26 protein-coding genes are annotated in these 26230 nt (G+C 74.6%); 10 read left to right on the forward strand and 16 right to left on the reverse strand.

Annotation, left to right across the window (positions count from 1 at the left end):
* Window positions 1-17: 17 nt before the first annotated feature.
* Together ACFTZA_RS07415 and ACFTZA_RS07420 are read right to left on the reverse strand one after the other, a co-directional pair.
* Complete coding sequence (locus tag ACFTZA_RS07415) at window positions 18-1400, reverse strand: GntP family permease (protein WP_378192381.1); 1383 nt, start codon at window positions 1398-1400, stop codon at window positions 18-20.
* A gap of 64 nt (window positions 1401-1464) precedes the next feature.
* A complete protein-coding gene (locus ACFTZA_RS07420; RefSeq protein WP_378192383.1) occupies window positions 1465-2037 on the reverse strand; it encodes a gluconokinase in 573 nt (190 codons plus the stop codon).
* A gap of 147 nt (window positions 2038-2184) precedes the next feature.
* Here ACFTZA_RS07420 and ACFTZA_RS07425 point away from each other — a divergent pair, with 147 nt between their 5' ends.
* The gene (locus tag ACFTZA_RS07425) at window positions 2185-2913 is read left to right on the forward strand and encodes a FadR/GntR family transcriptional regulator (protein WP_378192385.1); all 729 of its coding nucleotides are present in this window, start codon (window positions 2185-2187) and stop codon (window positions 2911-2913) included.
* On the opposite strand, the gene ACFTZA_RS07430 is transcribed toward ACFTZA_RS07425, so the two are convergent.
* From ACFTZA_RS07430 to ACFTZA_RS07440, 3 genes are read right to left on the reverse strand one after another with little or no spacing between them, the layout of a single operon-like run.
* Entirely contained in the window at window positions 2879-4975 is a 2097-nt protein-coding gene (locus tag ACFTZA_RS07430; RefSeq protein ID WP_378192387.1) for an ABC transporter permease, read from the reverse strand. The genes ACFTZA_RS07425 and ACFTZA_RS07430 overlap by 35 nt on opposite strands.
* Window positions 4976-4985: 10 nt before the next feature.
* A complete protein-coding gene (gene modA / locus ACFTZA_RS07435) occupies window positions 4986-5792 on the reverse strand; it encodes a molybdate ABC transporter substrate-binding protein (protein WP_378192389.1) in 807 nt (268 codons plus the stop codon).
* Complete coding sequence (locus ACFTZA_RS07440; protein WP_378192391.1) at window positions 5789-6193, reverse strand: molybdopterin-binding protein; 405 nt, start codon at window positions 6191-6193, stop codon at window positions 5789-5791. The genes modA and ACFTZA_RS07440 overlap by 4 nt, the downstream gene beginning before the upstream one ends.
* A 190-nt stretch (window positions 6194-6383) precedes the next feature.
* Here ACFTZA_RS07440 and ACFTZA_RS07445 point away from each other — a divergent pair, with 190 nt between their 5' ends.
* Window positions 6384-6863, forward strand: a complete 480-nt coding sequence (locus ACFTZA_RS07445) for a GNAT family N-acetyltransferase (RefSeq protein ID WP_378192840.1) — start codon at window positions 6384-6386, stop codon at window positions 6861-6863.
* Between the two features lie 97 nt (window positions 6864-6960).
* Here ACFTZA_RS07445 and narI read toward each other — a convergent pair whose 3' ends face one another.
* The 4 genes from narI to ACFTZA_RS07465 all read right to left on the reverse strand — a co-directional run bounded on the left by narI (window position 6961) and on the right by ACFTZA_RS07465 (window position 14246).
* Window positions 6961-7725 (reverse strand): respiratory nitrate reductase subunit gamma, encoded by a 765-nt coding sequence (narI, locus tag ACFTZA_RS07450; RefSeq protein WP_378192393.1) that lies wholly within the window; start codon window positions 7723-7725, stop codon window positions 6961-6963.
* A complete protein-coding gene (narJ, locus tag ACFTZA_RS07455; RefSeq protein WP_378192395.1) occupies window positions 7722-8495 on the reverse strand; it encodes a nitrate reductase molybdenum cofactor assembly chaperone in 774 nt (257 codons plus the stop codon). The genes narI and narJ overlap by 4 nt, the downstream gene beginning before the upstream one ends.
* Window positions 8492-10312 carry a nitrate reductase subunit beta gene (gene narH, locus ACFTZA_RS07460; protein ID WP_378192397.1) on the reverse strand — a complete coding sequence of 607 codons (1821 nt, stop codon included), beginning with the start codon at window positions 10310-10312 and terminating at the stop codon, window positions 8492-8494. Before narH ends, narJ begins: the two co-directional genes overlap by 4 nt.
* A gap of 64 nt (window positions 10313-10376) precedes the next feature.
* Window positions 10377-14246 (reverse strand): nitrate reductase subunit alpha, encoded by a 3870-nt coding sequence (locus ACFTZA_RS07465; RefSeq protein WP_378192399.1) that lies wholly within the window; start codon window positions 14244-14246, stop codon window positions 10377-10379.
* A gap of 214 nt (window positions 14247-14460) precedes the next feature.
* Here ACFTZA_RS07465 and ACFTZA_RS07470 point away from each other — a divergent pair, with 214 nt between their 5' ends.
* Window positions 14461-15096: a PAS and ANTAR domain-containing protein gene (locus ACFTZA_RS07470; RefSeq protein WP_378192401.1), complete on the forward strand. Its 636-nt coding sequence runs from the start codon at window positions 14461-14463 to the stop codon at window positions 15094-15096.
* Window positions 15097-15150: 54 nt separating this feature from the next.
* Window positions 15151-15660 carry a molybdenum cofactor biosynthesis protein B gene (locus tag ACFTZA_RS07475; protein ID WP_378192403.1) on the forward strand — a complete coding sequence of 170 codons (510 nt, stop codon included), beginning with the start codon at window positions 15151-15153 and terminating at the stop codon, window positions 15658-15660.
* 13 nt (window positions 15661-15673) lie between these two features.
* Here ACFTZA_RS07475 and ACFTZA_RS07480 read toward each other — a convergent pair whose 3' ends face one another.
* From ACFTZA_RS07480 to moaC, 3 genes are read right to left on the reverse strand one after another with little or no spacing between them, the layout of a single operon-like run.
* Entirely contained in the window at window positions 15674-15910 is a 237-nt protein-coding gene (locus ACFTZA_RS07480; RefSeq protein WP_378192405.1) for a MoaD/ThiS family protein, read from the reverse strand.
* A 1-nt stretch (window position 15911) separates the two neighbouring features.
* A complete protein-coding gene (locus ACFTZA_RS07485; protein ID WP_378192407.1) occupies window positions 15912-16880 on the reverse strand; it encodes a DUF6457 domain-containing protein in 969 nt (322 codons plus the stop codon).
* Between the two features lie 7 nt (window positions 16881-16887).
* Window positions 16888-17373: a cyclic pyranopterin monophosphate synthase MoaC gene (moaC, locus tag ACFTZA_RS07490; RefSeq protein WP_378192409.1), complete on the reverse strand. Its 486-nt coding sequence runs from the start codon at window positions 17371-17373 to the stop codon at window positions 16888-16890.
* Between the two features lie 74 nt (window positions 17374-17447).
* Here moaC and ACFTZA_RS07495 point away from each other — a divergent pair, with 74 nt between their 5' ends.
* Window positions 17448-18119 (forward strand): AIM24 family protein, encoded by a 672-nt coding sequence (locus ACFTZA_RS07495; protein WP_378192411.1) that lies wholly within the window; start codon window positions 17448-17450, stop codon window positions 18117-18119.
* A gap of 38 nt (window positions 18120-18157) precedes the next feature.
* On the opposite strand, the gene glp is transcribed toward ACFTZA_RS07495, so the two are convergent.
* The gene (glp, locus tag ACFTZA_RS07500) at window positions 18158-19489 is read right to left on the reverse strand and encodes a gephyrin-like molybdotransferase Glp (RefSeq protein ID WP_378192413.1); all 1332 of its coding nucleotides are present in this window, start codon (window positions 19487-19489) and stop codon (window positions 18158-18160) included.
* Window positions 19490-19593: 104 nt separating this feature from the next.
* Between glp and ACFTZA_RS07505 the strand changes: the two genes are divergently transcribed.
* The 3 genes from ACFTZA_RS07505 to ACFTZA_RS07515 all read left to right on the forward strand — a co-directional run bounded on the left by ACFTZA_RS07505 (window position 19594) and on the right by ACFTZA_RS07515 (window position 22372).
* The gene (locus tag ACFTZA_RS07505) at window positions 19594-20346 is read left to right on the forward strand and encodes a PAS domain-containing protein (protein WP_378192415.1); all 753 of its coding nucleotides are present in this window, start codon (window positions 19594-19596) and stop codon (window positions 20344-20346) included.
* A 42-nt stretch (window positions 20347-20388) separates the two neighbouring features.
* A complete protein-coding gene (locus ACFTZA_RS07510; protein ID WP_378192417.1) occupies window positions 20389-21252 on the forward strand; it encodes an SDR family oxidoreductase in 864 nt (287 codons plus the stop codon).
* A 304-nt stretch (window positions 21253-21556) separates the two neighbouring features.
* Complete coding sequence (locus tag ACFTZA_RS07515) at window positions 21557-22372, forward strand: GAF and ANTAR domain-containing protein (RefSeq protein WP_378192419.1); 816 nt, start codon at window positions 21557-21559, stop codon at window positions 22370-22372.
* Between the two features lie 54 nt (window positions 22373-22426).
* Here ACFTZA_RS07515 and ACFTZA_RS07520 read toward each other — a convergent pair whose 3' ends face one another.
* Window positions 22427-23134, reverse strand: coding sequence for a PAS and ANTAR domain-containing protein (locus ACFTZA_RS07520; protein WP_378192421.1), 708 nt, complete (start codon window positions 23132-23134; stop codon window positions 22427-22429).
* Between the two features lie 120 nt (window positions 23135-23254).
* Here ACFTZA_RS07520 and ACFTZA_RS07525 point away from each other — a divergent pair, with 120 nt between their 5' ends.
* On the forward strand, window positions 23255-23782 hold the full coding sequence (locus tag ACFTZA_RS07525) for a DUF6328 family protein (protein ID WP_378192423.1): 528 nt from the start codon (window positions 23255-23257) through the stop codon (window positions 23780-23782).
* Window positions 23783-23789: 7 nt separating this feature from the next.
* Here ACFTZA_RS07525 and ACFTZA_RS07530 read toward each other — a convergent pair whose 3' ends face one another.
* The gene (locus ACFTZA_RS07530) at window positions 23790-25070 is read right to left on the reverse strand and encodes a nitrate/nitrite transporter (RefSeq protein ID WP_378192425.1); all 1281 of its coding nucleotides are present in this window, start codon (window positions 25068-25070) and stop codon (window positions 23790-23792) included.
* A 115-nt stretch (window positions 25071-25185) separates the two neighbouring features.
* On the opposite strand from ACFTZA_RS07530, the gene ACFTZA_RS07535 reads away from it, so the two are divergent.
* A complete protein-coding gene (locus tag ACFTZA_RS07535; protein ID WP_378192427.1) occupies window positions 25186-25890 on the forward strand; it encodes a DUF1361 domain-containing protein in 705 nt (234 codons plus the stop codon).
* Between the two features lie 54 nt (window positions 25891-25944).
* On the opposite strand, the gene ACFTZA_RS07540 is transcribed toward ACFTZA_RS07535, so the two are convergent.
* A complete protein-coding gene (locus tag ACFTZA_RS07540; RefSeq protein WP_378192429.1) occupies window positions 25945-26217 on the reverse strand; it encodes a DUF4235 domain-containing protein in 273 nt (90 codons plus the stop codon).
* Window positions 26218-26230: the final 13 nt, after the last annotated feature.

Raw genomic sequence — 26230 nt, forward strand, 5'->3', positions numbered from 1 at the left:
GTGCGCGGCGCCGCCCGTCAGGCGACCGCGAAGACCAGCGCGGCGATCGCGAACCCCATGACGCCGATGGCGGTCTCCATGACCGTCCACGTGCGCAGCGTCGTCTTGACGTCCATGTCGAAGAACCGGCCCACGAGCCAGAACCCGGAGTCGTTCACGTGACTGAGCACCACCGAACCGGCCGCCACCGCCACGACGATCGCGGCGAGCTCGACCGCGTTGAAGGACCCGGCCTCCACCGCGGGGGCGATGAGCCCGGCCGCGGTGGTGAGCGCGACGGTCGCCGAGCCCTGCGCGACGCGCAGGATCGCCGCGATGAGGAAGCCGGCGACGATCACCGGCAGGCCGATGTCGCCCAGCGCGTCCGCGAGGGCGTCACCGATGCCCGTCGCCCGCAGCACGCCGCCGAACATGCCGCCCGCGCCCGTGATGAGGATGACCGACGCGACCGGGCCGAGCGCGGAGTCGAGGATCTTCTCGAGGGCGCTGCCGCTCCGCCCCCGCCGGCGGCCGAGCACCCACGCGGCCACGAGCACGGTGATGAGGAGCGCGATCGGGGTGGCCCCGACGGCGCGCAGCGCCTGGACCGCCGGGTTCTCGCGGTCCACCGCGCCGGTGGCACCGAGCGCGTCGAGGCCGGTGTTGGCGAAGATCAGCACGAGAGGCAGCAGGAGGATGAGGATCACCGTGCCGAACTTCGGCGGGTTCTGGGCCTGGTCCTCGTCGGCCTCGCCCAGAATTGAGGGGATCGGGAGGTCGATGCGCCGTCCGACGACGCGCGCGAAGAGGTAGCTCGTGACGTACCAGGTGGGGATCGCGGCGAGGAGGCCGAGCAGGATGACGATCCCGATGTTCGCGCCGAGGAACTCGCTCGCCGCCACGGGGCCCGGGTGCGGGGGCACGTAGATGTGCATGACCGAGAACGCGCCCGCCACGGGGAGCCCGTAGAGCAGCAGCGACCCGCCGAGGCGACGGCCCACCGAGAACACGATGGGCAGCATGACGACGAGGCCTGCGTCGAAGAAGATCGGGAAGCCGAAGATGAGCGACGCGAGGCCGAGGGCGAACGGTGCCCGCTTCTCCCCGAACTTGTCGATGAGGAAGTCGGCCATGACGCGCGCGCCGCCGCTCGTCTCGACGAGCCGGCCGAGCATCGCGCCGAGCGCGACGAGCAGCGCGACGGTGGCGAGGGTCGAGCCGAAGCTCGTGGTGAGCACCTCGACGATCGAGCCGGTCGGGATCCCGGCGACGAGCGCGGTGAGCAGGCTGACGAGGATCAGCGCGAGGAACGCGTGGAGCTTGAGCTTGATGATGAGGAGGAGAAGCAGGGCGATGGCGCCGGCCGCGATCGCGAGCAGCGGCCCGGCGGTCAGGGTCTGGGTCCAGTCCTCAGGGGGCATGGTCGTCTCCGTCGACGGTGGGGTGGGTGGGTCGGTCAGGCTCAGGTCAGCGGGCGAAGCGCTCTCAGCGGGCGCGGTGCGCGTCGCTGCGGGCGAGGATCTCGTCCGCGAGCTCGTGCGGCGGGGCGGCGATGTCGAGCGTCATGCCGCGCTCGTCGGCGTCGAGCGGCTCGAGCGTGGCGAGCTGCGACGGCAGGAGCGACGGCGGCATGAAGTGCCCGCTGCGGTGCTGCATGCGCTCGGCGAGGAGCTCGGGCGAACCGGACAGGTGCACGAAGCACACCTCGCCGCCCGCGGTGCGCAGCACGTCCCGGTAGCTGCGCTTGAGCGCGGAGCACGTCACGACGCCGGACCGGCCGGCCTCCGCCTCGGAGGTCAGCCAGTCGCGGATCGCCTGGAGCCACGGCCAGCGGTCCTCGTCGGTGAGCGCGGTCCCGGCGGTCATCTTGTCGATGTTGGCCTGGGGGTGGAACTGGTCGGCCTCGGCGTACGTGACGCCGAGGCGCTCGGAGAGGAGGGTCGCGACCGTCGTCTTGCCCGAGCCGGCGACGCCCATGACGACGAGGTGCTCGATGGTGTTCGGCGGCGCGGTGCGCGCCCCGGGCTCCGTGCTGTCCATGCCCTCGGTGCTCTCCATGGGATCTCCCGTCGCTGGGGGTGGCGCCGTCGCGGACCGACGCCGGTGTCGTGGCGCGGTCGTCGCGCCGTCCGTCGAGAATGGCCTATTGGTAGCACCATTGCAAGTGATTGATAGCACCAATAGGTGGGACGTAGGCTCGCCGCCATGGCGACGACGGCACTGCACACCACGGTGCTCGACGTGCTCGGTCGCCGCATCACCAGCGGCGACGTGGCCGCCGGCACACCGCTGACGCTCGACGCGATCGGGGTGGAGTTCGGCGTCTCGCGCACGGTGGCGCGCGAGGTCATGCGGCTGCTCGAAGGGCTGGGCCTCGTGCGCTCGCGGCGCCGCGTCGGCCTCGTCGTGCTCGACATCGACGAGTGGAACGTGCTCGATCCCCGCGTCATCCGCTGGCGCCTGGAAGGGCCGGGTCGCGACGACCAGCTCCGAACCCTCACCGAGCTGCGCCACGCCGTCGAGCCGCTCGCCGCCGCCGGTGCGGCCCGGAACGCGTCCGCAGAGGTCCGCGAGGAGCTCGTCGCCGTCGCCGCGCGCATGCGCCACCTGGGCGAGGCCGGCGACCTCGAGGAGTTCCTCGACCTCGACGTGCGCATGCACGAGCTGCTGCTGCGCTCGAGCGGCAACGAGATGTTCGGCGCGCTCGCGGAGGTCGTCGCGGCCGTGCTGAGCGGCCGCACGCACCTGGGGCTCATGCCGGCTGCGCCCGTGCCCGAGGCGCTGGAGCAGCACGAGGCCGTGGCGCGAGCCGTGGCGTCGGGCGACGCGGACGCCGCCGAGGCCGCGATGGCGGCGATCGTCGGCGAGGTCCGTCGGGCCCTCGCGGCACGGCGACGGCTCAGCGAGCGTGGATCGCCACCTCCGCGGCCTTGACGACGAACCACACGCGCTCGCCCGGGACGAGCCTCAGCTCCGCGACGGCACGCGGCGTGAGGTCCGCCGCGAGCCGCGGCGCCGGTCGCTCGTCGTCCGCCGCGAGGTGTGGGTCCACGCTCCCGGCGGCCCCCGCCCCGGTCCCGGTGCCGGTGCCCCCGCTCCGGAGCCGGCCCCACACCCGCACCAGCGGGCCCTGCGGCTCGACGCTCGTCACGTCGACGTCGTAGGCGTTGCGCGGGCTGCCCTCCGGCGGCGCCCGGTGCACGGCGACGGCGCGCGGCTCGAACACCGCGACGGCGTGCGCGCCGCGGTCGACGGCGTCGTCCGTCGTCCCGACGACGCGGGCGGCGGCACCCTCGACGGCGAGCGTCGCGGCCCGTGCCGCGCCCGGCTCCCCGCCGGCCCCGCCGTCGACCTCCGTGAGCGCACCCGCGAGGAGGTTCACGCCCGCGAGCCGCGCGGCGAACCGCGACCTCGGCCGGGTCAGCACGTCTCCCGCCGGGCCGTCCTCGACGACACGACCGTCCTCGAGCACGACGGCACGGTCCGCGAGGACGAGCACGTCGAGCAGGTCGTGGGTGACGAGGAGGGTGGTGCGCGGCCGGTCCCGCTGGGCGTCGTGCAGGGCGGTGCGCACCTGCTGCGCGACGGCGACGTCGAGCGACGCGAGCGGCTCGTCGAGCAGGAGCACGCGGGGGTCCGTCGCGAGGGCGCGCGCGAGCGACACGCGCTGCGCCTGGCCGCCGGAGAGGGCGGTCGCGGCGCGCCCGGCGAGCCCGCGTGCGCCGACGTCGTCGAGCACCCCGAGCGCCGTGCCCCGGGCGCGCGCCGGGCGCTCGCCCCTGGCCCGCGGGCCGAACGCGACGTTGCCGACCACCGACAGGTGCTCGAAGAGCAGCGGGCGCTGGCTGAGCCAGGCGACGCGGCGCCGGCGGGGCGGCTGGTGCGTGACGTCGGTGCCGTCGACCGTGACCTGCGATCCCTCGGCGTCGTGCGCGGGCACCAGCCCGGCGACCACCTGCAGCAGCGTCGACTTCCCGGCACCGTTCTCGCCGAGCACCGCGACGACCTCGCCGGGCGCGACCGCCAGCTCGACGTCGAGCCCCCGACCGGGCACCCGCGCGCGGACGGCGAGCGCGGCGGGCGGTGCGCCGTCCGGTCCGGTGCGGGGCGCGGCGGACGGCGCGTCGTCCGCCCGGGTCGCGCGGCCGTCGTCGGGCACGGACCGCACGGCACGCCGGCGCGCGCGAGGCTCCGGCCCCGCGCTCCCGAGCACCCGCGGCCCGTGCACGGCGGCCGTGATCGCCACGGCCACGACGACGAGGACGAGGGAGAGTGCCACGGCGGCGTCCGGGTCGGCGACGCGCTGGAGGTAGATCTCGAGCGGAAGCGTCTGCGTGACGCCCTGGAGCGCGCCGGCGAACGTGATGGTGGCGCCGAACTCGCCGAGGGCGCGCGCGAAGGCGAGGACGGTGCCCGACGCCAGCGCGGGCAGGACGCGGGGAAGGGTCACGCGGCGCAGCACGGTCGTGGGCCGCGCCCCGAGCGTCGCGGCGACGTCCTCGAGCCGGGTGTCCTGCGTCCGCAGCGCGCCCTCGAGGCTGAGCACGAGGAACGGCAGCGCGACGAACACCTGGGCCATGACGACCGCCGTCGTGGTGAACGCGAGCTCGACGCCGAGGACCTCGAGGTGCCGGCCGACCAGGCCTCGCCGTCCGAACGTCGTGAGGAGCGCGATGCCGCCGACCACGGGCGGCAGGACGAGGGGGAGCAGCACGAGCGCCCGCGCGACGCGCCGGCCGGGGAAGGTGGCCCGGGCCAGGACGAGCGCCATCGGGGCGCCGAGGACGACGCAGCACGCGGTGGCCGCGGCCGACGTCCGCAGCGACAGCCCGAGCGCGTCGAGGGACGCCGGCGAGGTGACGAGCGCCCACAGACCACCCGTGCCGTCGGGGCCGGGCGCGACGTCGACGCGCGCGACCATCGCGGCGAGCGGCACCACGACGAACAGCGCGCCGAGCACCGCCGGCACGAGGACCCAGCGCGGGAGCGTGCGCATCAGCGGCCGATCACGGGACGCCGAAGCCCGCGTCGGCGAGCACGGCCCGGCCGGTGGCGCCCGTGACGAGGTCGACCCACTCCTGCGCGAGCGCCGCCTGCTCCGGGTCGGCGTCCGACGCCGCGGCCAGGACCGCGACCGGGTAGGTGTTGACCGCCGCGGCCGCCTCCGGCACGTCGACGACCGCGACGTCCTCGCCCGCGAGGGCCGCGTCCGTGACGTAGACCAGGCCCGCGTCCGCCTCGCCGGACACGACCTTGCCGAGCACGTCCGTGACGCTGGCCTCCTCGCTCACGCGGTGGAACGTCACGCCCGCCGCGTCCTCGACCGCGTCGGTCGCGGCGCCGCACGGGACGCGCGGCGCGCACACGACGAGGCGCACGTCCTCGCGGGCCAGGTCGGCGGCACCGGTGATCCCGGCCGGGTCGTCGGGCGGGGTCACGACGGTGAGCGTGTTCGTCGCGAACGGCACCGGCTCCGCGGCGTCGCCGGCCTCGACCACCCGGTCCATCGTGCGCTCGTCCGCCGAGGCCAGGACGTCGGCGGGGGCTCCGGCGAGGACCTGGTCCGCGAGGTCGGACGACCCGGCGAAGGACAGCGCGACCGTCACGCCCTCGTGCTCGGCCTCGAAGTCGTCGGCCAGCCGGGTGAACGCGTCGCGCAGCGACGCGGCGGCGAGCACGGTGAGCGTGCGCCCCTCGGCGCCCGACGACGCTGGCTCGCCCCCGGCGTCCGTCGCACCGCACGCCGCGGTGACCGCGAGGAGCGCCGCCGTCGCGAGCCCGGCGACGGTGCGCCGGCCGGTCGCGGCGGTCACGCGGTCCCGCCCGGCGTCTCGACGACGACGTTCGTCGCCTTCACCACCGCGACGGCGAGACTCCCCGGCCGCAGGTCGAGCTCGCGCACCGCCTCGGTGCTCATGAGCGACACGACCCGCTGCCCGCCGCACAGCATCTCGACCTGCGACATGACCCGGTCGCTCACGACGTCCGTGACGAGCCCGACGAACCGGTTGCGCGCCGACCGTGCGACCCCGGACGGGTCGGGGACGGGGCGCGCCTGTCCGGCGGCGAACCGTGCCAGCTCTGCGCCGTCGACCACCTTGCGCCCGGCGTCGTCGGCGCTCGCGGCGAGCTCACCGGCGTCGACCCACCGGCGCACGGTGTCGTCACTCACCCCGAGCAGGCTCGCGGCCTGGCTGATCCGATACTGCGGCATGACGGCGAGCATATCCCCGCATATGCGGAGCGGCGTTGCTGGAGGCGCGCAGGCACCCGTCTCGAGAGCTGCACTTCGGACCGGCAGAGGCACCTCGGCGTGCATCTCTCGGACCGGAGTGCATCCTCCGGTCGTGTGGCACTCTCGTCGCGTGACCGACACGACGACCGTCTCTGCGCCGGACCCCGCGCTGCCCGCCCGACCGGTAGGGGTCGTCGTCGCGGTCGAGGACCCGGCGACGCCCGACGTCGTCGCGCTCCTCCAGGAGCACCTCGACGACATGTACGCCACGTCGCCGCCCGAGAGCGTCCACGCGCTCGACGTCGAGCGGCTGCGCGACCCGGCGATCACGTTCGTCACCGCGCGTTCCGCCGACGGCGTCCTCCTGGGGTGCGGCGCCCTCAAGCAGCACGGCCCCGACCTGGGCGAGCTCAAGTCGATGCGCACGACCGCGGCGGCGCGCGGGCGCGGCGTCGCGGCGACGGTCCTGACGTTCCTGCTCGACGACGCCCGCGGCCGCGGCCTCGACCGCGTGAGCCTCGAGACGGGCGCCGAGGACTACTTCGCCGCCGCACGCCGCCTCTACGCCCGCCACGGCTTCGTCGGGTGCCCGCCCTTCGCGGACTACACCGACGACCCGAACAGCGTCTACCTGACCCTCCCGCTCTGACCTCGTCCGCTCTGACCTCGTCCCGCTCTGACCTCGTCCCGCTCTGACCTCGTCCACGGAGGTCCGCGCGCGGAGGCGACCCCGCACGCAGCAGCCCTCAGCGTCTCCGAGCAGGCGGCTGCGCCGTCGGGTCCCACCCGGGCCGCGGGGCCCGCGACGGCACCGACGCGTCGCGCGACCGGTAGACCACGTACGGGCGGAACAGGTACGGCACGGGGGCGGAGAACGCGTGCACGAGCCGCGTGAACGGCCACACGGCGAACAGCACCATCGCCGCGACGACGTGGACCTGGAACGCCGCGGGCACCCCGGCCATGAGCTCGGGCTGCGGCTGGAGGTACCAGAGCGAGCGGTACCAGGGCGAGATCGTCTGACGGTAGTCGTACCCGTGGCCGCCCGCGAGGATCTGCGTCTGCACGGTCGCCCACGCGCCGGAGAGGATGGACGCCGCGAGGAAGACGTACATCGCCTTGTCCACGCGCGTCGTGGCGAGGAAGACCGGTCCGGTGGAGCGGCGGCGGTAGACGAGGATGAGCAGGCCCACGACGGCGACGACGGCGGCGACGGTGCCCATCGACGTGGCGATGAAGTGGTAGAACCCCTCGCTGATGCCGACGGCCTCGGTCCACGTCCTCGGCACGAGCAGTCCGAGCAGGTGCCCGAGCACGACGAACAGCAGACCGAAGTGGAACAGCGGCGACCCGAGGCGCAGCAGCCGGTTCTCGTACAGCTCGCTCGACCGGGTGGTCCAGCCGAACTTGTCGTACCGGTACCGCCACACCGAGCCCACGACCAGGATCGCGAACGTCACGTACGGCAGCACGACCCACAGCAGGACCTCGCCCGCGCTCACGCCGGTCATCGTCGAGCACCCCTCTCGTCCGTCCCGGTCGGCCCGAACGGTGCCAGGCCCTCCATCCCCTCGAGCCCCACCATCTCGCTGGGCGGCCCGGCGGTGACCAGGGCCTCGTACCGGCGCGCGGTCGCGTCGTCGAGCGGCGGGATCGTCAGGCACACGGCCTCGACGACGCCGGCCCACGGCGAGCCGAGGTCGGTCAGCGCCGCGCGCAGCACCTCGATCCCGTCCCGGTGCGCGCCGAGCAGGCCGGCGGCGATCGCGGCGTCGTCCCCGGTGGTGCGCGCCGAGAACTCGAGCACGGTGGGCAGGTGGTCGGGGAGCTCGGGCCCGCCCGCCGCGGTGCGGGCGGCGAGCTCCCATCCGGCCGCACGGTACGCCTCGACGAACCGCACGAGCGCGATGCCGCGCTTCCGAGTGTCCCCGGTCGCGTAGTACGACAGGTACATGGCACAGCGCCGCTTGAGGTCGAAGGTCGCGACGTAGCGCGCCTGCAGCTCCCGCAGCCCGTCGCCGGGACCGGCGGCCTCGAGCACGTCGCAGAAGGTGCCCAGGTGCGCGGCCACCGGTGCCGGCAGCCCGGCGAGCGCCGGCCGGACGACGGCGGCGGCCTCGAGCACGTCGTCGTCGGGGTAGGCGAGCAGGAGCGAGGCCGCCATGTGCGTGGTGCGGCGCTGCGCCGCCGTCGTGGGCACGGGCGTGGTCGCGGCCCCGGTGTCGTGCGCCCGGCGCCGGGCGCCGGGGCGCAGGCGCGGCAGGGGCAGCAGCGACGTCATCGTCCACCCCCGGGGCCTCGGGGCGTGGGCGGCTCGCCCGCGGAGTCGACGCCGTCGAGCGCGTCGTACCGCGCGTCCTGGCGGCCACCGGGGAGCGTGCCGAGCGCACCGGGCGGCGTGCCGCCGGTCTGGCCGACGTCGTCCGCGTGCCCCGACTCCATCTCGGGCGGGAAGAGCCCGGCGGGGCGGCCGCGGCCGTCCCAGTTGAGGAGGTTCACGCGCCCGGTGGTCGAGGGCTCGTGCGCCTGGTCCCCCGTCTGGCGCGCCTGGAGCACGTGGAAGTTCTCGACGGCGACGGGCATCGGCTGGCCCGACGAGGTCCCGAACGGGCCGCCGCCTCCCATCGTCGTCCCGTAGCCACCCATGCCGGGACCGCCGTCGACGTCGAGCGAGCACGCCATCTCGTCGAGCTCGCGCGCGATCTCGGTGTGCGCGGTGGGGATGACGTACCGCTCCTCGTACTTCGCGATCGCGAGCAGCCGGTACATCTCCTGCACCGCGGCGCCGGTCATGCCGACGGCGCGGGCGTTCTCCTCGGGGAACGGGTTGCCGAGGTTCACCTCGCGCATCGACGACCGCATCGCGGCGAGGCGTCGCAGCACGCGCTCGACGGGACCGGTGTCGCCCGCGGTGAACAGCCCCGCGAGGTACTCGAGCGGGATCCGCATCTGCGAGATGGCGGCGAACAGCGTGCGGCCGTCCTCGCCGTCGTTGCCCGAGGCCGTGACCGTGTCGACGACCGGCGACAGCGGCGGGATGTACCAGACCATCGGCAGCGTGCGGTACTCGGGGTGCAGGGGGAGGGCGACCTCGAACTCCGAGATGAGACGCCAGATCGGCGACGCCTGGGCCGCGGTGATCCAGTCGTCCGGGATGCCCTCGCGGCGCGCGGCGGCGACCACCTCGGGGTCGTGGGGGTCGAGCAGCACGGAGCGCTGGGCCTCGAGCAGGTCGTGCTCGTCCTCGGTCGCGGCGGCCTCGCCGACGCGGTCGGCGTCGTACAGGACGAGGCCGAGGTAGCGCAGGCGACCCACGCACGTCTCCGAGCAGACCGTCGGCAGCCCGACCTCCAGGCGCGGGTAGCACAGCGTGCACTTCTCGGCCTTGCCGGTCTTGTGGTTGAAGTAGACCTTCTTGTACGGGCACCCGGTGACGCACATGCGCCAGCCGCGGCACTGGTCCTGGTCGACGAGGACGATGCCGTCCTCGGAGCGCTTGTACATCGCCCCGGACGGGCACGACGCCACGCACGACGGGTTGAGGCAGTGCTCGCAGATGCGCGGCAGGTAGAACATGAACGTCTTCTCGAGCTCGGTCGCCACGTGCTCGCTCATGTGCTGGAGCACGGGATCGTCCTGCATCGTCGCGGTCGACCCGCCCAGGTCGTCGTCCCAGTTGGCCGACCACCGGATCTGCATGTCCTCGCCCGTGAGCAGCGACTTCGGGCGGGCCACCGGGGTATGCGGGCCCTGCGGCGCGGACAGGAGCATGTCGTACTCGTACGTCCACGGCTCGTAGTAGTCGTGGATCGAGGGCATCTTCGGGTTGGAGAAGATGGTCGCGAGCTTCTTCAGGCGCCCGCCGGCACGCAGCTTCAGCTTGCCGCGCCGCGTCCGCTCCCAGCCACCCTCCCAGCGGTCCTGGTCCTCGTACGTGCGCGGGTAGCCCAGCCCGGGCCGTGTCTCGACGTTGTTGAACCAGACGTACTCGACGCCCGTCCGGTTCGTCCACGCCTGCTTGCACGTCACCGAGCACGTGTGGCACCCGATGCACTTGTCGAGGTTCATGACCATCGACATCTGCGCCATGACTCTCACGCCGTCACCCCCTCGTCCTGCGCCGCCGGTCCGGTGCTCGTCGGTCGTGCCGTGGTCGTCACGCTCACGAGTACCGGACCTCCTGGCTGCGTCGGCGGATCACCGTCATCTCGTCGCGCTGGTTGCCTGTCGGCCCGAGGTAGTTGAACCCGAAGGAGAGCTGCGCGTACCCGCCGGCCATGTGCGACGGCTTGAGCAGGATCCGCGTCAGCGAGTTGTGGATGCCGCCGCGCAGGCCCGACGTCTCGGCGAGCGGGACGTCGATCGTCCGTTCCGTGGCGTGGTGCATGTAGACGGTGCCCTCGGGCATGCGGTGGGAGACGACCGCGCGCGCCACGACGACGCCGTTGCGGTTGTACGCCTCGATCCACTCGTTGTCGGCCACGCCGATCTTCGCGGCGTCCGCCGGGCTCATCCACACGTTCGGCCCACCGCGCGACAGGGAGAGCATGAAGAGGTTGTCCTGGTACTCCGAGTGGATGGACCACTTGTTGTGCGGGGTCAGGTACCGCACGGCGACCTCGGCGTGGCCCTCCGTGCCCGGGTAGCCCGACGGCGACGTGTCGCCCACCACGGGGGAGTCGCCGAACAGCCGGTGCATGTCGAGCGGCGGCCGGAACACCGGGAGGTGCTCGCCCAGCTCGATCATCCAGTCGTGGTCGAGGTAGAAGTGCTGGCGCCCCGTCAGGGTGTGCCACGGCTTGAGCCGCTCGACGTTGACGACGAACGCCGAGTACCGGCGCCCGCCGTGCTCCGAGCCGGACCACTCGGGCGACGTGACGACGGGCACCGGCCGGGCCTGCACGTCGGGGAACGTGATGCGCGTGCCCTCCTCGCCGCGCGCGAGGTCCGCGAGCGGCGTGCCCGTGCGCTTCTCCACGTACTCGAAGCCCTGGACCGCGAGACGGCCGTTCGTGGTCCCCGACAGCGCGAGGATCGCCTCGCAGACGTGTGTGTCCTTGTCGAGGCGCGGGCGTCCCGCCGCGGGCCCGTCCTGCACGACGCCGTTGCGCCGGCCGAGGTTCCGCACCTCCTCGTCGGGCATGAACGCGACGCCCTTCGTCGCCATCCCGGCGGAGTCGGTGAGCGGACCGAGCGCTCCCATGCGCCCCGCGAGCGCGGGGTAGTCGCGCTCGACCACGACCAGCTTCGGCATCGTCCGGCCCGGCACGAGCTCGCGCTCGGTCATCGGCTGCCCGGAGTCGGTGAGGGTGCCGTGCGGGACGGCCATCTCGTCCGCGCTGTCGTGGTGCAGGGGTGCCGCGACGAGGTCCTCGCGCACGCCGAGGTGCGTCACCGACATCTCCGAGACCTTCGCGGCGATCGTGTGGAACGTCGCGAAGTCCGTGCGGGTCTGCCACGGCGGGTCGACGGCCGGGTTGAACGAGTGCACGAACGGGTGCATGTCCGTGCTCGACAGGTCGTGCTTCTCGTACCAGGTCGCGGCCGGCAGCACGACGTCGGAGAACAGGGTCGTCGACGTCATGCGGAAGTCGAGCGTGACGAGCAGGTCGAGCTTGCCGCGCGGTGCCTCGTCGCGCCATGCGATGCTGCGGGGGCGCCGTCCGGGGCCGGCCTCGGACGCCGCCACGGCCGCGTCGGTGCCGAGCAGGTGCTTGAAGAAGTACTCGTTCCCCTTGCCGGAGGACCCGAGGATGTTCGCGCGCCACACGGTGACGACGCGGGGGAAGTTCTCCGGCGCGTCCGGGTCCTCGCACGCGAACTTCAGCGTGCCCGCCTTCAGCTCGTCCACGACGTGCTGCGCGGGCTCCTTCCCGGCCGCTCTCGCCTCGTCGACGAGGTCGAGCGGGTTGCGGTCGAACGTCGGGTAGCTGGGCATCCAGCCGCGCTGCGCCGACTCGACGAGCGTGTCCGCCGTCGTGCGACCGGACAGCTGGCCCTGCGCGAGCGGCGAGGCGAGCGCGTCGGCGGGCAGGCCGTCGTAGCGCCACTGGTCGGTCGCGAGGTACCAGAACGCCGTCCCGATCATCTGGCGTGGCGGCCGCGACCAGTCGAGGCCCCCGGCGTACTGGGCCCACCCGGTGACGGGCCGGCACTTCTCCTGGCCCACGTAGTGGGCCCAGCCGCCGCCGTTCACGCCCTGGCAGCCCGTGAGCGTCGTGAGGGCGAGCATCGCGCGGTAGATCGTGTCGGAGTGGAACCAGTGGTTCACCCCCGCGCCCATGATGATCATCGAGCGTCCGCCGGAGTCGAGCGCGTTCTGCGCGAACTCGCGCCCGATCCGCTCGGCGGCCGCCGCGGGGACGCCCGTGAAGCGCTCCTGCCACGCCGGCGTCGCGGGGGTCGAGGCGTCGTCGTACCCCGTGGGCCACTCGCCCGGCAGCGCGAGCTCGGGACGGCCGACGCCGTACTGCGCGAGCAGCAGGTCGAGGACCGTGGTCACGAGGTGGTCCCCCACACGGCGGACCGGGACGCCGCGCACGACCACGCCGGCGCCGCCCGTGTGGCGGGACGTGTCGTCGCCCGGCGTCGGGTCGAGGTCGAAGCGCGGGAGCGCGATCTCCGCGGTCTCGTACCCGGCCTGCGTGGCCGTCTCCCCGCCCGTGAAGAACACGCCGTGGGGGTCCGCGACGGACAGGAGCGGGTCGATGTCGCCGAGGTCGAGGTTCCAGCGCCCCTCGTCGGCCTCGCCGTAGCGGTGACCGAGGGAGCCGTGCGGGACGCGCGGCATCCCGTCGGCGTCGAGGACCACGGTCTTGAAGGCCGGGTTGGCGACGGGGGATCCGTCGGGCGAGGTGGTCGCCGCGGCCAGCACCTGGCTGGGCAGGTCCGCCGCGGTGAGGAACTTGCCGGGGACGTGCGTGCCGTCCGCGCGCCGCTCGAGCCGCACGAGGTGCGGCAGGTCCGTGAACCTGGCGGCGTACTGCGCGAACTGCGGCGTGCGACGCCGGGCGTAGTGCTCGGTGAGGACGACGTGCCCCATGGCCTGCGCCAGGGCGCCGTCGGTGCCGGGGTGCGGGGCGAGCCACTCGTCGGCGAACTTCGTGTTGTCCGCGAAGTCCGGCGAGACGACGACGACCTTCTGGCCCCGGTACCGCGCCTCGGTCATGAAGTGGGCGTCGGGCGTGCGGGTGACCGGGACGTTCGAGCCCCACATGATGCAGTACGTGGAGTTCCACCAGTCGGCGGACTCCGGCACGTCCGTCTGGTCGCCGAACACCTGGGGCGAGGCGACCGGGAGGTCGGCGTACCAGTCGTAGAACGACAGCATCGTGCCGCCGAGCATCTGCACGAACCGGGCGCCGACGCCGTGCGAGACCATCGACATCGCCGGGATCGGCGAGAACCCGGCGATGCGGTCCGGACCCCACCGCCTGATCGTGTGCACGTGCGCGGCAGCGACGATCTCGGCCGCCTCGTCCCACGTCGCGCGCACGAGGCCGCCCTTGCCGCGCGCCGCCTTGTACGTGCGCGTGGCGTCCGGGTCGGCCATGAGGTGCTCCCACGCGAGCACCGGGTCGCCCCCGACCGTCGCCTTCGCGCGGCGGTACAGGTCGAGCAGGACGCCGCGCACGTAGGGGTACCGCACGCGCGTCGGCGAGTACGTGTACCAGGAGAACGCCGCCCCGCGCGGGCACCCGCGCGGCTCGTACTCCGGGGAGTCCGGCCCCACCGACGGGTAGTCCGTCTGCTGCGTCTCCCACGTGATGATGCCGTCCTTGACGTACACCTTCCACGAGCACGAGCCCGTGCAGTTCACGCCGTGCGTCGAGCGCACCACCTTGTCGTGCGACCACCGGTCCCGGTAGAAGACGTCGCCCTCGCGGCCGCCGCGCAGGAACACCTGGCGCAGGTCCTCGGAGACCTCTCCCGGCCTCAGGTGACGGCCGAGGCGCAGGAGCGCGTCCTCGACGGGGGCGTCGTGCGACGTACCGCGGGAGGGGGACGGCGGCGTTGCCGTGGGGCGTGACATGCAGCCTCCTGGGGCGAGCAGGGTCGGCGTGGTGGTCGCCCCTCACTATGCCGAAGGAGCGGCGGGGACGCTCGACGAGCGGCTCGCCGCGCCACGCCTCACCGCGCGCTCCACTTCACCCTCTGGTATGCGTAGGGGTGGTCCTGGGCGACGGTCGGCACGAGTCAGGCAGCGGCTCCACCGCACGACCTGCCAGGACGGGAAGAGGCACACCATGACTGCAGAACCCCTGGGGGTCGAGCGCGCCCTCGCGGCGGGCGCACCCGTCGGCCGCTACACGTTCGACGCTGCCACCGGGCGGTGGTGGTGGGCCGAGGAGACCTACCGGATCCACGGCTTCGAGCCCCACGAGGTCGTGCCGACGACGGACCTCGTGCTCGCGCACAAGCACCCCGACGACCGCGACCGCGTCCGCGAGACCGTCGCGACGGCCGGCGCGACGGGCGAGCCGTTCAGCAGCGTCCACCGGATCATGGACGGACGCGGGCGCGAGCGCACGCTCGTGCTGGTCGGCGAGGGGCGCCGCGACCCGGTCACGGGAGCGGTCGGCGAGGTCGCGGGCTACTTCGTCGACGTCACCGCCGTGGTCGCGGACCGGGCGAACGCGGTGGCCGACGAGAGCATCCGGACCGCGGCGGCGAGCCGCGGCCCCATCGAGCAGGCCAAGGGCATCGTCGGCTTCGCGTTCGGCACCGACCCGGAGGAGGCGTTCACGCTCCTGCGCAAGGCGTCGAACGACGCGAACGTCCCGCTGCGCGACGTCGCGCAGCGCGTCGTCGAGGCTGCCTCGGGAGAGGAGCGCAGCGTCGCCCGGGTCGCCGCCGCGCTGGACGACCCGCGCGGCGCGTAGGCGCGGCGCTCCGCACCCGTGGGCCCCGTCCTCGCGCCTCGCTAGGGTGCCCTCATGACCCGGACCGCAGGACGCGAGGACGTCGACGTCGCCGTCGTCACGGTGTCCGACCGCTGCTCGCGCGGGGAGGCGCAGGACCGCTCGGGGCCGCTGCTCGTGGAGCTGCTCGCCGCGTCCGGCTGGACACGCGTCTCCACGGTGCTCGTGCCCGACGGCGCGGAGTCGGTCCGCGACGCCCTCGCCCACGTGGTGGGCGAGGGCGCGCGCCTCGTGCTCACGACGGGCGGGACGGGCGTCGCGCCCCGGGACCTGACGCCCGAGGGGACGCGGCTCGTCGTCGACCAGGAGCTGCCCGGCATCGCCGAGGAGCTGCGCCGCCGCGGGGCCGAGCACGTCCCCACCGCGGTGCTCTCACGCGGCCTCGCGGGGACGGCACCCGGGCCCGCGGGACGCGTGCTGGTCGTCAACCTGCCCGGGTCGACGGGCGGGGTGCGCGACGGGTGGGACGTGCTCGCACCGCTCGTGCCGCACGTGCTGGCCCAGCTCGGCGGCGGCGACCACTGACGACCGCGCGGGCTCAGCCCCCGGCGAAGGGCGGCAGCACGTCGACGAGCTCGTCCGCGCCGACGGGGGTCGCGTCGTCCGACGCGCGCACGCCGCCGACGAGGAGCGAGCAGCGCGGCAGCACGTCGGTCAGCGCGGGGTGCGACGCCACGAGGGCGGCGTGGAGCTCGCCCACGGTCGCGGCGGGCACCGCCTCGCTCTCGACCCCTGCGGCGTCGCGGGCGCCCGCGAAGTAGCGGACCGTCGCCACGTCAGGCCTCCCCGGCGTCCGTGCCGGGCAGCTCCGGCGCGGGCGACCACGCGAGCGCGAGCTCGCTCGCCCGGTCCAGCACGTCCTCGAGCGGGCGGTCGCCGCCCTCGGCGGCGGCCATCCCGGCGACGTACCCGGCGACGAACGTCGTCAGCGGTGCGGCGGGGCGCTCGACGTTGTGGGCCGCGTCCCGCGCGAGGTCCAGGACGGCCCCGATGTCGACGACGTCGGGGTCGACGTCGAGCTCCGCGGCGAGGGCGTCCACCCAGCGCTCGAGGTTGGTCATCGCGGCCTCCTGTCCTGGTCGGGGGTGCCCCCCCGGGCCCGCGCCGCGGGCGCGACGGTCGTGGTCGTCCGCATCCTGCCACGTGTCCACGTCGAGCGTGGTCCCGGCGGCGTCGTCCACGCGCCGCGCGGCCAGGCCGCCCAGCAGCCGGTGTGCGGGGGCGCCGTCGACGCCTCCGTCCGCGCGCAGCCGCGTCACCGCGGCGTCGAGCGCGGTGCGCCGGTAGAGCCCGACGAGCCACTGGTCGCGCCCGCCGCGCACCGCGCGGACGGCGTCCACGTGCTCGCGCGGCTCCCTGCCGGCGTCCCCGGCGCCCTCGGCGGTGCGCGCCGCGTCGAGCAGCAGCGGCACCGCCTCGACGGCGCGCGGCACGTCGCACGCGAGGACGAGCACCCACGGGGCGGGGTCGCCGCCGTCGAGGGCCGCGAGACCGGCGGCGACCCCGGCGACCGGGCCGCCGAACGGCGGGTCCTCCCGCGTCAGGGCGTACCGGTGCGGCGCGGCGAGCTCGTCCGGGCCGACGACGACGGTCGCCCGGGCGCCGGCCGTCGCGGCGAGCGCGTGGTCGAGCAGGGGACGGCCCGCCACGACGAGGCCCGGCTTCGGCGTGCCGAGCCTGCTCGCCCGGCCGCCCGCGAGGACGAGCGCGTCGAAGGCGGGTGCCGCGGCGTCCGGCGTCGTCACGCCGGCCTCACGCCTCGGCGGGAGAGGCGTCGCGGTGCCAGTCGCCCGACTTGCCGCCCGTCTTCGCGACGAGCCGCACGTCGGTGAGCTCGACCGACTTGTCGATCCCCTTGACCATGTCGACGACCGCGAGCCCGGCGACGGCGACCGCGGTCAGCGCTTCCATCTCGACACCCGTGCGGTCCGCGGTGCGCACGGTCGCGGTGACGTCCACGCCGTGGTCGCGCACGTCGAGGTCGACCGTCGCGCCGTGCACGCCGATGACGTGCGCGAGCGGCAGCAGCTCCGGCGTGCGCTTCGCGCCCGCGATGCCCGCGATGCGCGCGACGGCGAGCACGTCGCCCTTCGGCACGGCGTCGTCGCGCAGGGCCTGCACGACCCCGGGCGAGCACCGCACGGTCCCGGTGGCCGTCGCCGAGCGGACCGTGGGCTGCTTCTCGGTAACGTCCACCATGCGTGCACGGCCGCGCGGGTCCAGGTGCGTGAAGCTCATGGCCACACTCTGTCACGCGCGGTCCCGTCCACGAGCCGTTGCGCCCGCAGGTGCGCGGCCGCGAGGATCGCACCATGCGCAGCACACTCCTCGACCACGCCGAGCGCTCCGTCGAGCCCGGCAGCTTCCAGCTCCAGAACCCCCGCATGCTCAAGGTCGACCTCACGGGCACGGGCGGGCACTTCTTCGCCAAGCAGGGCTCGATGGTCGCGTACCAGGGCGACGTCGACTTCGCCTACGAGGGCGCCGGCGGTCTGGGCAAGATGTTCAAGAAGGCGTTCACCGGTGAGGGCATGTCGCTCATGCGGGTGTCCGGGAGCGGCGACGTCTTCCTCGCCCAGGAGGCCGACGAGGTGTTCGTGCTGCACCTGGAGGACGAGGGCGTGACCGTCAACGGCGCCAACGTGCTCGCGTTCGAGAGCACGCTCACGTGGGACATCGACCGGGTCGAGGGCGCCTCGATGCTGAGCGGCGGCCTGTTCAACACGACGTTCACGGGGACGGGCTCGATCGCGGTCACCGCGTTCGGCACGCCGGTCGTGCTCGACGTGGACGTGCCGACGTACGTCGACATGCAGTCCGCGGTGCTGTGGTCCACGTCGCTGCAGTCGACGATCCGGAAGACGGCCAAGCTCGCGGCGGCGATCGGCCGCGGCTCGGGTGAGGCGTACCAGCTGGCGCTGTCGGGGCAGGGGATCGTCGTCGTGCAGGCCTCGGAGGGCCACCCGCCGCCCCCGCAGAAGTGAACCGAGGAGCGCCGGGCACGGAGCGCCGGGCCCGGCGCTCAGCCCAGCAGCAGGACGCGGAGCTCGTCGCCCGGCTCGACGGCGGTGACGTCGGCGGGCACGACGGCGACCGCGTCGGCGTGCGCGAGCGCGGACAGCCGGTGCGAGCCCGAGCCGGCGCCCGTCCCCTCGCGGTGCGCACCGCTCGCCCGCAGCACGCGCGGGTCGCCGGGCGCGACGTGGCGCACGAGGACGAGCTGCTCACGTCCACCGGGTGACGACCAGCCCTCGCCGGCGACGCGCGGCACGAGCGTGCGGTGCGGCTCGGGCACGCCGCGCAGCCGGTCGACGACGGGGCGCACGAACAGCTCGGACGAGACGAACGCGCTCACCGGGTTGCCGGGCAGCGCGAGCCACGGCACGCCGCGCCAGCGCGCGAGACCCTGCGGCTTGCCCGGCTGCATCCCCACGGCCACGAGCTGTGCGTCGGTCACCGCGTCCGCCCACGGGGTGCCAGCCCGTGCGGCCGGGTCCAGCACCTCCCGCACGACGTCGTACGCTCCCGCGCTCACGCCGCCGGTGGTGACGACGAGATCCGGGGCGGCGACGGCGCCGTCGGGCCACGCCGTCCCGCGGGCCGCGTCGAGCGTCGCGGCGACGGCGGCCGCGGTGTCCCCGACGGCGCCGTGGCGCACGACGTGCGCGCCGAGCGACCGCACGGCGGCGGCGAGCAGCACCGAGTTCGAGTCGGGCAGCATGCCGGGGCCGGGCGCGACGCCCGCGGCGACGAGCTCGCTCCCGGTCGAGACGACCGCGACGCGCGGCGGGCGGTGCACGGGCAGCTCCGCGTAGCCCGCCGACGCGGCGACGGACACGTGCCGCGCCGACAGCGTCGTGCCGGCCCGCAGCACCACGTCCCCGCGGCGCACGTCCTCGCCGCGGCGGCGGACGTGCCGGCGTCCGAGCGCGTGCACCCCGACCGTCGTCGGCCCGGTGCCCGGGGCGCCCGGCACGAAGCGGCCCGTCGTCGTCGCCTCGACCGGGACGACGGCGTCGCAGCCGGCGGGCAGGGGCGCACCGGTCATGATCCGGGCGGCCTCGCCGGGACCCACCCGGCCGGACCCGCGCTCGCCGGCGGGGACGTCCGCGACGACGCGCAGCACCACCGCGGCCTGCGGCGTCGCGCCGTCGACGTCGGCGGACCGGACGGCGTAGCCGTCCATCGCCGCGGCGTCGAAACCGGGGGAGTCGAGCCGCGAGGCGACGTCGGCGGCCAGCACGAGGCCGAGCGCGGCGTCGAGGTCGCGGTGCTCGACGGGCAGCGGCCGTACGAGCGCGAGCGCGTCGTCGACGTGCTCGACCGTGCTCCGGCGGGCCTGGGCAGGGGGCATGCCCGCACGCTACCGAAGCCCGGATGCCGTCCGCCCGACCCTGGGTTACGTTGGCGGAGGAGTCATGAAGCGGCCCGAACCCCCCTGGACCCAGGAGGACAGACATGGCCTCGAACTCCATGACCGCCGCCGGCACCCCCGAGCGCACCGCACCCGTGCGGCCCGCGTCCCTCGCCGAGGTGCTGGCCCTGGGCACGCACCTGGTGGTGGGGCAGTACCGCGTGGAGCTGGGCTCCGGGTCGTGGTGGTGGTCCGACGAGGTGTACCAGATGCACGGATGGGCGCCCGGCGACGTCGAGCCCGGCCTCGACGCGATGCGCTCCCGCAAGCACCCGGACGACCGGGCGCGCATCGTGCGCGCCGCGACCGACGCCCTGCGGGCCGGCAGGCCGTTCTCGTGCTCGCACCGGATCGTCGACGGGCACGGCAAGGCCCGCTGCGTCGTCATCACCGGTCAAGGTCGCCGCGACGCGCGCGGCCGCGTGGTCGAGATCGCCGGCTACGTCGTCGACGTCACGCCCGCGCAGCGCGAGGCGTTGGACCGCGAGGCCAACCGGGCGGTGACGCGCGCGTTCGTCAGCGCCGCGTCCGTCGAGCAGGCCAAGGGCGTGCTCATGGCGGTGCACGGCGTGGACGACGTCGCCGCGTCGCACCTGCTGGCCGAGACCGCCGGTGCTGCCGGCGTCCCGGTGCAGGAGACGGCCGCCCAGGTCATGGCGGCGCTCACGAAGGCCGGCGGCATCGGCCCGACGGCGGAGGCCACCCTCGCCGGAGCCGTCGCCGCGGTGAAGCCGGTCGCCCGGCCCCACGCCCACGAGGCCCAGCTCGCGCGCCGCCGGGAGCCCGCCCGCCGCTGAGCGCACGACCCCCTTCCCGCACGGACGACGACAGGAGACACGATGTCGGACGACACGCCCGCCTTCCCCGCCCAGCAGCAGGAGCCCCCGGGCTCGACCGCCGCGATGGACCCCGTGCCCGACCACGGCGAGAAGTCCTACCGGGGCAGCGGACGGCTCGAGGGCCGGCGCGCGCTGATCACCGGTGGCGACTCCGGCATCGGGCGGGCCGTCGCCATCGCGTTCGCGCGCGAGGGCGCGGACGTCGCGATCGGGTACCTGGAGGCGGAGCAGGAGGACGCCGAGGAGACGGCGCGCTGGGTGCGCGAGGCCGGCCGTCAGGCCGTCCTGCTGCCCGGCGACCTGACCGACGAGCAGACGGCGCGAGGCCTCGCCGGCCGCGCGGTCGCCGAGCTCGGCGGTCTCGACGTGCTCGTCAACAACGCCGGCTTCCAGTACGCGCGCCGCGACTCCTTCGCGGACGTGACGACGGACGAGATCGACCGCGTCCTCAAGACCAACCTCTACGCGCTGCTGTGGGTCACGCAGTCGGCCCTCGAGCACCTCGGCGAGGGCGCGAGCATCATCAACGTCTCGTCGATCCAGGCGTACCAGCCGTCGACCTCGCTCGTCGACTACGCGTCCACGAAGGCCGCGATCAACAACCTCACGGTGAACCTCGCGGCCGAGCTCGGCCCGCAGGGCATCCGCGTCAACGCCGTCGCGCCGGGGCCGATCTGGACCCCGCTGCAGCCGGCGACGCAGCCTCCGGAGAAGATCGAGAAGTTCGGCACGGACACGCCCCTCGGGCGCGCCGGGCAGCCCGCCGAGGTCGCGCCGGCGTTCGTCTTCCTGGCGTCCGCGGCGGAGGCGGGCTACGTCTCCGCCACCGTGCTCGGCGTGACGGGGGGCAAGCCCGTGTTCTAGCCACGCAGACCTCCTCCCGCGGAGGGTGCCGCCGGTTCGGCCGACCGGTGGGCGCCCGACGTCGGGAGGAGTGGAGGACGGGCGGCTCGCCGCCCGTCCGGGGGCGGGTCCATCGCGAGAGCGACGGCGCCCGTGGTCGGGACACAGCCGCCACGCCTTGTGCGGGCGAGACGGCCACCGCCCCCGGTCCCGTCCAGGGTCGTCAGCCTGGACGGGACCTCCGCCACCACCCGGTCGGACGCGCGGCGTCCCGACCGCCCCGACCGCCCGGGCGACGTAGCCTGGTGCCGGACGGGAGGACGACATGACGAAGACCGATCCGGACCCGCTGGGGACCGATCCGCTGGGGACGCAGCGCTCGGACGTGCGATCCGCGGCGCAAGAGCTCGCCGAGACGATCCGGGAGATCGAGGACCGCGGCGTCTCGGGCGCGGTCGCCGACGCGGCGCGCGCGCTCGCGGAGGAGCCGACGCTCCAGCAGACCCTGGACCGCGTGGTCGAGCTGGCCATGACGATGGTTCCCGGGTGCGAGGCCGCGGGCATCTCCCTCGTGTCGCGCGGCCGGATCCGCAGCGTCTCGGTGTCGGAGCCGTTCGTCGCCCGCGGCGACGCGCTGCAGTACGAGCTCGGCGAAGGGCCGTGCCTGGACGCCATCCGCCTGGCCACGGTCGTCGAGTCCCCGGACGTCGCGGCCGACGTGCGATGGCCCCGGTGGGCGCCGACGGCGGTGCGCGAGCTCGGGGTCGGGTCGATGCTGGGCGTCCAGCTGTACACGTCCGCGGACGCGCACGGCGCCCTCAACCTCTACGCGAGGGCGACGGGCGCGTTCAGCGAGGAGTCGGTCCACCTTGCCACGACGTTCGCGGCGGTCGCCGCGGCCGCGATCTCCGCCGCGCGCACGGAGGAGCAGCTCCAGTCGGCCGTGCGGACGCGCACGCTGATCGGTCAGGCGCAGGGGATGATCATGGAGCGCTACGCGCTCTCGGAGGCCCGCGCCTTCGCCGTCATGAGCCGCGTGTCCCAGGACTCGAACGTCAAGCTCGTCGACGTCGCGCGCGAGATCGTCAGCACGCGTCGGATGCCCGGCGTCGACGGTCCGGCCGGCTCGGCGCAGGACTGACCGTCGGCGACCCGGCCACGCGGCCGGCGGCCCCGGGCGGCGGTTTCCTGCGCCTCAGGGCTCCGGGACCAGACCTGCCGCGTCGCCGAGGACCTGCTCCACGAGCTCGCGCGTGCGTTCCACGGGGCCGCGCTCCTGCAGGCGCTCGAGCACGTCCCGGGCGAGGTCGCGCACCGGCACGTTCGAGTCGTTCGAGCGCCTGCGCAGGAGCTCCATCGCCTCGTCCGGACCGACTCCGTACGCGACCATGAGGACGCCGCGCACTTGCTCGATGACCGAGCGCGACGCGTCCGCGGCCTGGATCGCCGCGGTCGCCTCACGCCGTGCCGCGGTGCGGTGCGCGTCGCTGACGTCGACGAAGAAGCCCGCGAGCTCCACCACCTGGCCGGTCGCGCGGCTGCGCCGCCCCTGGGCGGCGACCACGAGCGTGCGAGCGTCACCCGCCGCGTCCACGATGCGGTGCATGGAGCCGAAGGGTTCACCGGTCCGAGCCGCGCGCGCGAGGACGCCTGCGACGCGCTCGCGGTCCTCGGGGTGCTTGTGCGCGAGGACGAGGGGCGTCGTCGGGACCACCTCGCCCGGCGCGAACCCGTGCATCGCGTACACCTCGTCCGACCACCACCACCGGTCCGCGGCGAGGTCGACGCGGAACCGACCCACGGACTGGGCGTCACCCGTGGCGAGGGCCGCGAGGACCGTCTCGAGCGCGGCAGGGAGCGGCAGGACCGGTTCAGGAGGGTCGGAGGGCAGGGCGGCGTCCATCGATGGGGGTCCCCAGGGGTCGATGCAGGACGGAGCCGATTCCTGACCCCAGCAGAGGGAAGATTAACGCAGCCCGACGTCGTGCGACGGCACGGCGGGGGACACGTGGACGGAGGAGAGATGGCTGACGCGTACGAGCTGTCCCGGGGGTCCGGGGGCGGCGCCGGCAAGGGGGCCGACGGCGGCCGCGACGAGACCCCCGACGAGCGGTCCGACCGGAACTGGGTGGAGCTCCTGCAGGAGCTGCGCGTCATGCAGACGGGTGTGCAGATCCTCACGGGGTTCCTGCTGACCCTGCCGTTCCAGGCGCGGTTCGCCGACCTCGACACGTTCCAGGTCGGCGTCTACCTGTGCCTGGTCGGGCTGTCGGTCCTCACGACGGGACTGTTCGTCACGCCCGTGAGCCTGCACCGCGCCCTGTTCCGCAAGCACCGCAAGCCGGCGCTGGTCACGCTCAGCGACCGGGTGACGCGCGCCGGGATCCTCGTGCTCGCGCTCGTCTTCACGGGGACGGTGCTGCTCGTCGTGGACGTCGTCGTGAACCGCACGGCCGCGCTGTGGGCGAGCGGGTCGATCCTCGTCCTGCTGGTCGGGCTCTGGTTCGTGCTGCCCCGCGCGGCGGTGCACGACGTGCAGCCGGCGTCGTGATGCGACGTCAGGCCGACGGCGCGGCGCTGCGGGCGCGCGCGCCCCGCCGGACGGGGCCGAGCGTGAAGAGCAGGGTCGCGAGCCCGGTGAGCGCCAGCAGGGCGAAGCCGATGCCGTAGTCGCCCTCGAGCTGGTAGACGGCACCCATGATCAGGGGCGGGATGAACCCGCCGAGCCCGCCCGCCGCGCCGACGAGGCCCGTCACGCCGCCGACCTTGTCCGGCGGCGCGACCTTCGCCACGAGGGCGAACGTGGCCCCGGACGACGCCCCGAGCGCGGCGGCGAGGCCGAGGAAGGCGAGGGTGCCCACGGGTACGAGGTCGGGCTCGAACGCGACGACGGCCGCGAGCGCCGTGACCGCGGCGAAGCAGACGACCGAGACGGGCACGCCGCCGAACCGGTCGGACAGCGTCCCGCCGACGGGTCGCATGGCGACGGCGAGGACGACGAACCCGGCGGTTCGGGCGGCGGCGTCGGACGCGGTGAGGTCGTAGGCGTTCACGAGGAACGTGGGCAGGTACACGCTGAACGCGACGAAGCCGCCGAAGCCCACGGCGTAGAGCCAGGACAGCTGGAGCGTGGCGGGCAGGCGCAGGATGGACCAGGTGCGGGCCCAGAAGCCGGCGGAGGCGCCCGGGTCGGGCGTCCTCGCGTCCCGCAGCACGAGCCGGGAGACGACCGCGAACACCGCGAGGATCGCGGCGACGAGGAGGAACGGCGCCGCGTCCCCCCGGGCGTCGCGGATGGCCACGGTCGTGAACGCGGAGATCGCGGTCCCGCCCATGCCGATGCCGAAGATGCCGATCGCGGTCCCGCGCCGCTCGGGCGGGTACCAGGCGTTGACGAACGGCACCCCGACGGCGAACGACGTCCCGCCGAGACCGAGGAGGAACCCGCCGGCGAGGAGCGCGACGAAGCTGTCCGCCACGAGCCCCACGAACAGGACGGGCAGGACGGTGAGTGCGCTGACGAGGGGGAACATCACGCGGGCGCCGAAGCGGTCGGTCAGCGCCCCGACGGGGATGCGGCCGAGCGAGCCGACGATCACCGGGACGGCGACGAGCACGGAGACCTGGACGTCGGTGAGCTCGTACTGCTGGCCGTAGGCCGCCCCGAGCGGGCTGATGAGCGCCCACGCCCAGAAGTTGACGGCGAACCCGACCGTGGCGAGCGCGAGCATGAGCGTGGGCGACCCGTGCACGGGCGCCGCGGCCGGGGTGCGGCCCTCGCTCCCCGCCGGGGCCGTCTTCCCGGTCGTCGTGGTCGAGGGGTCGTCGTGCTGCGCCATGTCGGCTCCCGCGGTGAGGGTGCCCGCCCCGGGGCACGGTCGTCGTGCGTCGAGCGGGCACCACGCTAACGGCGTGCGGCGGGTGCCGCACGGCGCGCGCCCGTACGGTAGGCGCGTGCTCTGGTGGCTGTTCGGCGGTGTCGCGCTCCTCAACGTCTACGCGCTCGCGCTCGTCGTGGTGCGCGGCGTGCTCTACCGCACGTCCGTGTACCGGCCGATGCTGCTCAACCTCGCGCTGTCGATCGTGCCGGTCTTCGTGCTCGGCGGGGTCGTCCTCGCCCTGCTCGCGCTGCTGGCGGCGCAGGCGCCGACGGCCGTGACGGTGACGGTGACGGTGGCCGGGACGCTCGTGTGGCTCGTGCTGCTGCCCAACGCGGGCTACCTCGTCACGGAGCTGAACTTCAGCCACCGCCGCGACGACGACCCGGTGCCGCTGTGGTTCGACATCGTCGCGGTGCTCACGCTCGCGCTGTCCGGCGTGCTGAACACCGTCGTCAACGTGCTCGTGGCGCAGATGCTCTTCGCGGTGCTGCGGTACCCCGAGGACGACGCGCCGTTCACGCGGCCGGGCTCGTGGCTCGCCGTGGGCGTCGTGCTCGTGCTCGTCACCGTGGGCGTGTACCTCGGCCGGTACGTGCGGTTCAACAGCTGGGACCTGCTGCACCCGGCGTCGTTCGTGCGCAAGCTCGCGCAGCACCTGCGGACCCCCGGTGTGCCGGCGCAGGCGGCGCTGTTCTGCCTCCTGCACTCGGTGCTGCTCGGCCTCGTGTACGTGATCGTCGTCGGGCCGCTCACGGCGCTGTTCGTCCGCGGCGCCTGACGCCCGGCACGTCGGCCGGGCGCCGGCGGGACGTCAGCAGGGACGGGCAGGGCCTCAGCGGGCGGCGAGGCGCGCGACGACGCTCTTCGCGCCGCGCCCGGCGAACCGGCGTGCGAGCACGCCGACCCCCGCGGCGACCGCCGCGAACGTCACGGCGGACACGATGCCGACCTCCTCGTCGTCGAGGTCCTTCGGCGCGTCGTGGCCCGTCGCCTTCGCCCACACGAACGTGACGAGCTTCTGCGCCACCCAGCCGGCGGCGAACGTCAGGGCGACGGTGCCGACCTTCACGGCCAGCGTCTGCTCGGTGTCGTGCGTGTCGGCCACGAGGGGTCCTCCG

This window comes from Cellulosimicrobium sp. NPDC057127, from assembly GCF_042670945.1.
Classification (GTDB): Bacteria; Actinomycetota; Actinomycetes; order Actinomycetales; family Cellulomonadaceae; genus Cellulosimicrobium.

Excerpts from the sequence above, each read along its gene's own strand:
- ACFTZA_RS07415 (WP_378192381.1), bottom strand. The coding sequence starts at position 1,400 with ATGCCCCCTGAGGACTGGACCCAGACCCTGACCGCCGGGCCGCTGCTC.
- ACFTZA_RS07420 (WP_378192383.1), bottom strand. The coding sequence starts at position 2,037 with ATGGAGAGCACCGAGGGCATGGACAGCACGGAGCCCGGGGCGCGCACC.
- ACFTZA_RS07425 (WP_378192385.1), top strand. The coding sequence starts at position 2,185 with ATGGCGACGACGGCACTGCACACCACGGTGCTCGACGTGCTCGGTCGC.
- ACFTZA_RS07430 (WP_378192387.1), bottom strand. The coding sequence starts at position 4,975 with ATGCGCACGCTCCCGCGCTGGGTCCTCGTGCCGGCGGTGCTCGGCGCG.
- ACFTZA_RS07440 (WP_378192391.1), bottom strand. The coding sequence starts at position 6,193 with ATGCCGCAGTATCGGATCAGCCAGGCCGCGAGCCTGCTCGGGGTGAGT.
- narI (WP_378192393.1), bottom strand. The coding sequence starts at position 7,725 with ATGACCGGCGTGAGCGCGGGCGAGGTCCTGCTGTGGGTCGTGCTGCCG.
- narJ (WP_378192395.1), bottom strand. The coding sequence starts at position 8,495 with ATGACGTCGCTGCTGCCCCTGCCGCGCCTGCGCCCCGGCGCCCGGCGC.
- ACFTZA_RS07465 (WP_378192399.1), bottom strand. The coding sequence starts at position 14,246 with ATGTCACGCCCCACGGCAACGCCGCCGTCCCCCTCCCGCGGTACGTCG.
- ACFTZA_RS07470 (WP_378192401.1), top strand. The coding sequence starts at position 14,461 with ATGACTGCAGAACCCCTGGGGGTCGAGCGCGCCCTCGCGGCGGGCGCA.
- ACFTZA_RS07475 (WP_378192403.1), top strand. The coding sequence starts at position 15,151 with ATGACCCGGACCGCAGGACGCGAGGACGTCGACGTCGCCGTCGTCACG.
- moaC (WP_378192409.1), bottom strand. The coding sequence starts at position 17,373 with ATGAGCTTCACGCACCTGGACCCGCGCGGCCGTGCACGCATGGTGGAC.
- ACFTZA_RS07495 (WP_378192411.1), top strand. The coding sequence starts at position 17,448 with ATGCGCAGCACACTCCTCGACCACGCCGAGCGCTCCGTCGAGCCCGGC.
- glp (WP_378192413.1), bottom strand. The coding sequence starts at position 19,489 with ATGCCCCCTGCCCAGGCCCGCCGGAGCACGGTCGAGCACGTCGACGAC.
- ACFTZA_RS07505 (WP_378192415.1), top strand. The coding sequence starts at position 19,594 with ATGGCCTCGAACTCCATGACCGCCGCCGGCACCCCCGAGCGCACCGCA.
- ACFTZA_RS07510 (WP_378192417.1), top strand. The coding sequence starts at position 20,389 with ATGTCGGACGACACGCCCGCCTTCCCCGCCCAGCAGCAGGAGCCCCCG.
- ACFTZA_RS07515 (WP_378192419.1), top strand. The coding sequence starts at position 21,557 with ATGACGAAGACCGATCCGGACCCGCTGGGGACCGATCCGCTGGGGACG.
- ACFTZA_RS07520 (WP_378192421.1), bottom strand. The coding sequence starts at position 23,134 with ATGGACGCCGCCCTGCCCTCCGACCCTCCTGAACCGGTCCTGCCGCTC.
- ACFTZA_RS07525 (WP_378192423.1), top strand. The coding sequence starts at position 23,255 with ATGGCTGACGCGTACGAGCTGTCCCGGGGGTCCGGGGGCGGCGCCGGC.
- ACFTZA_RS07530 (WP_378192425.1), bottom strand. The coding sequence starts at position 25,070 with ATGGCGCAGCACGACGACCCCTCGACCACGACGACCGGGAAGACGGCC.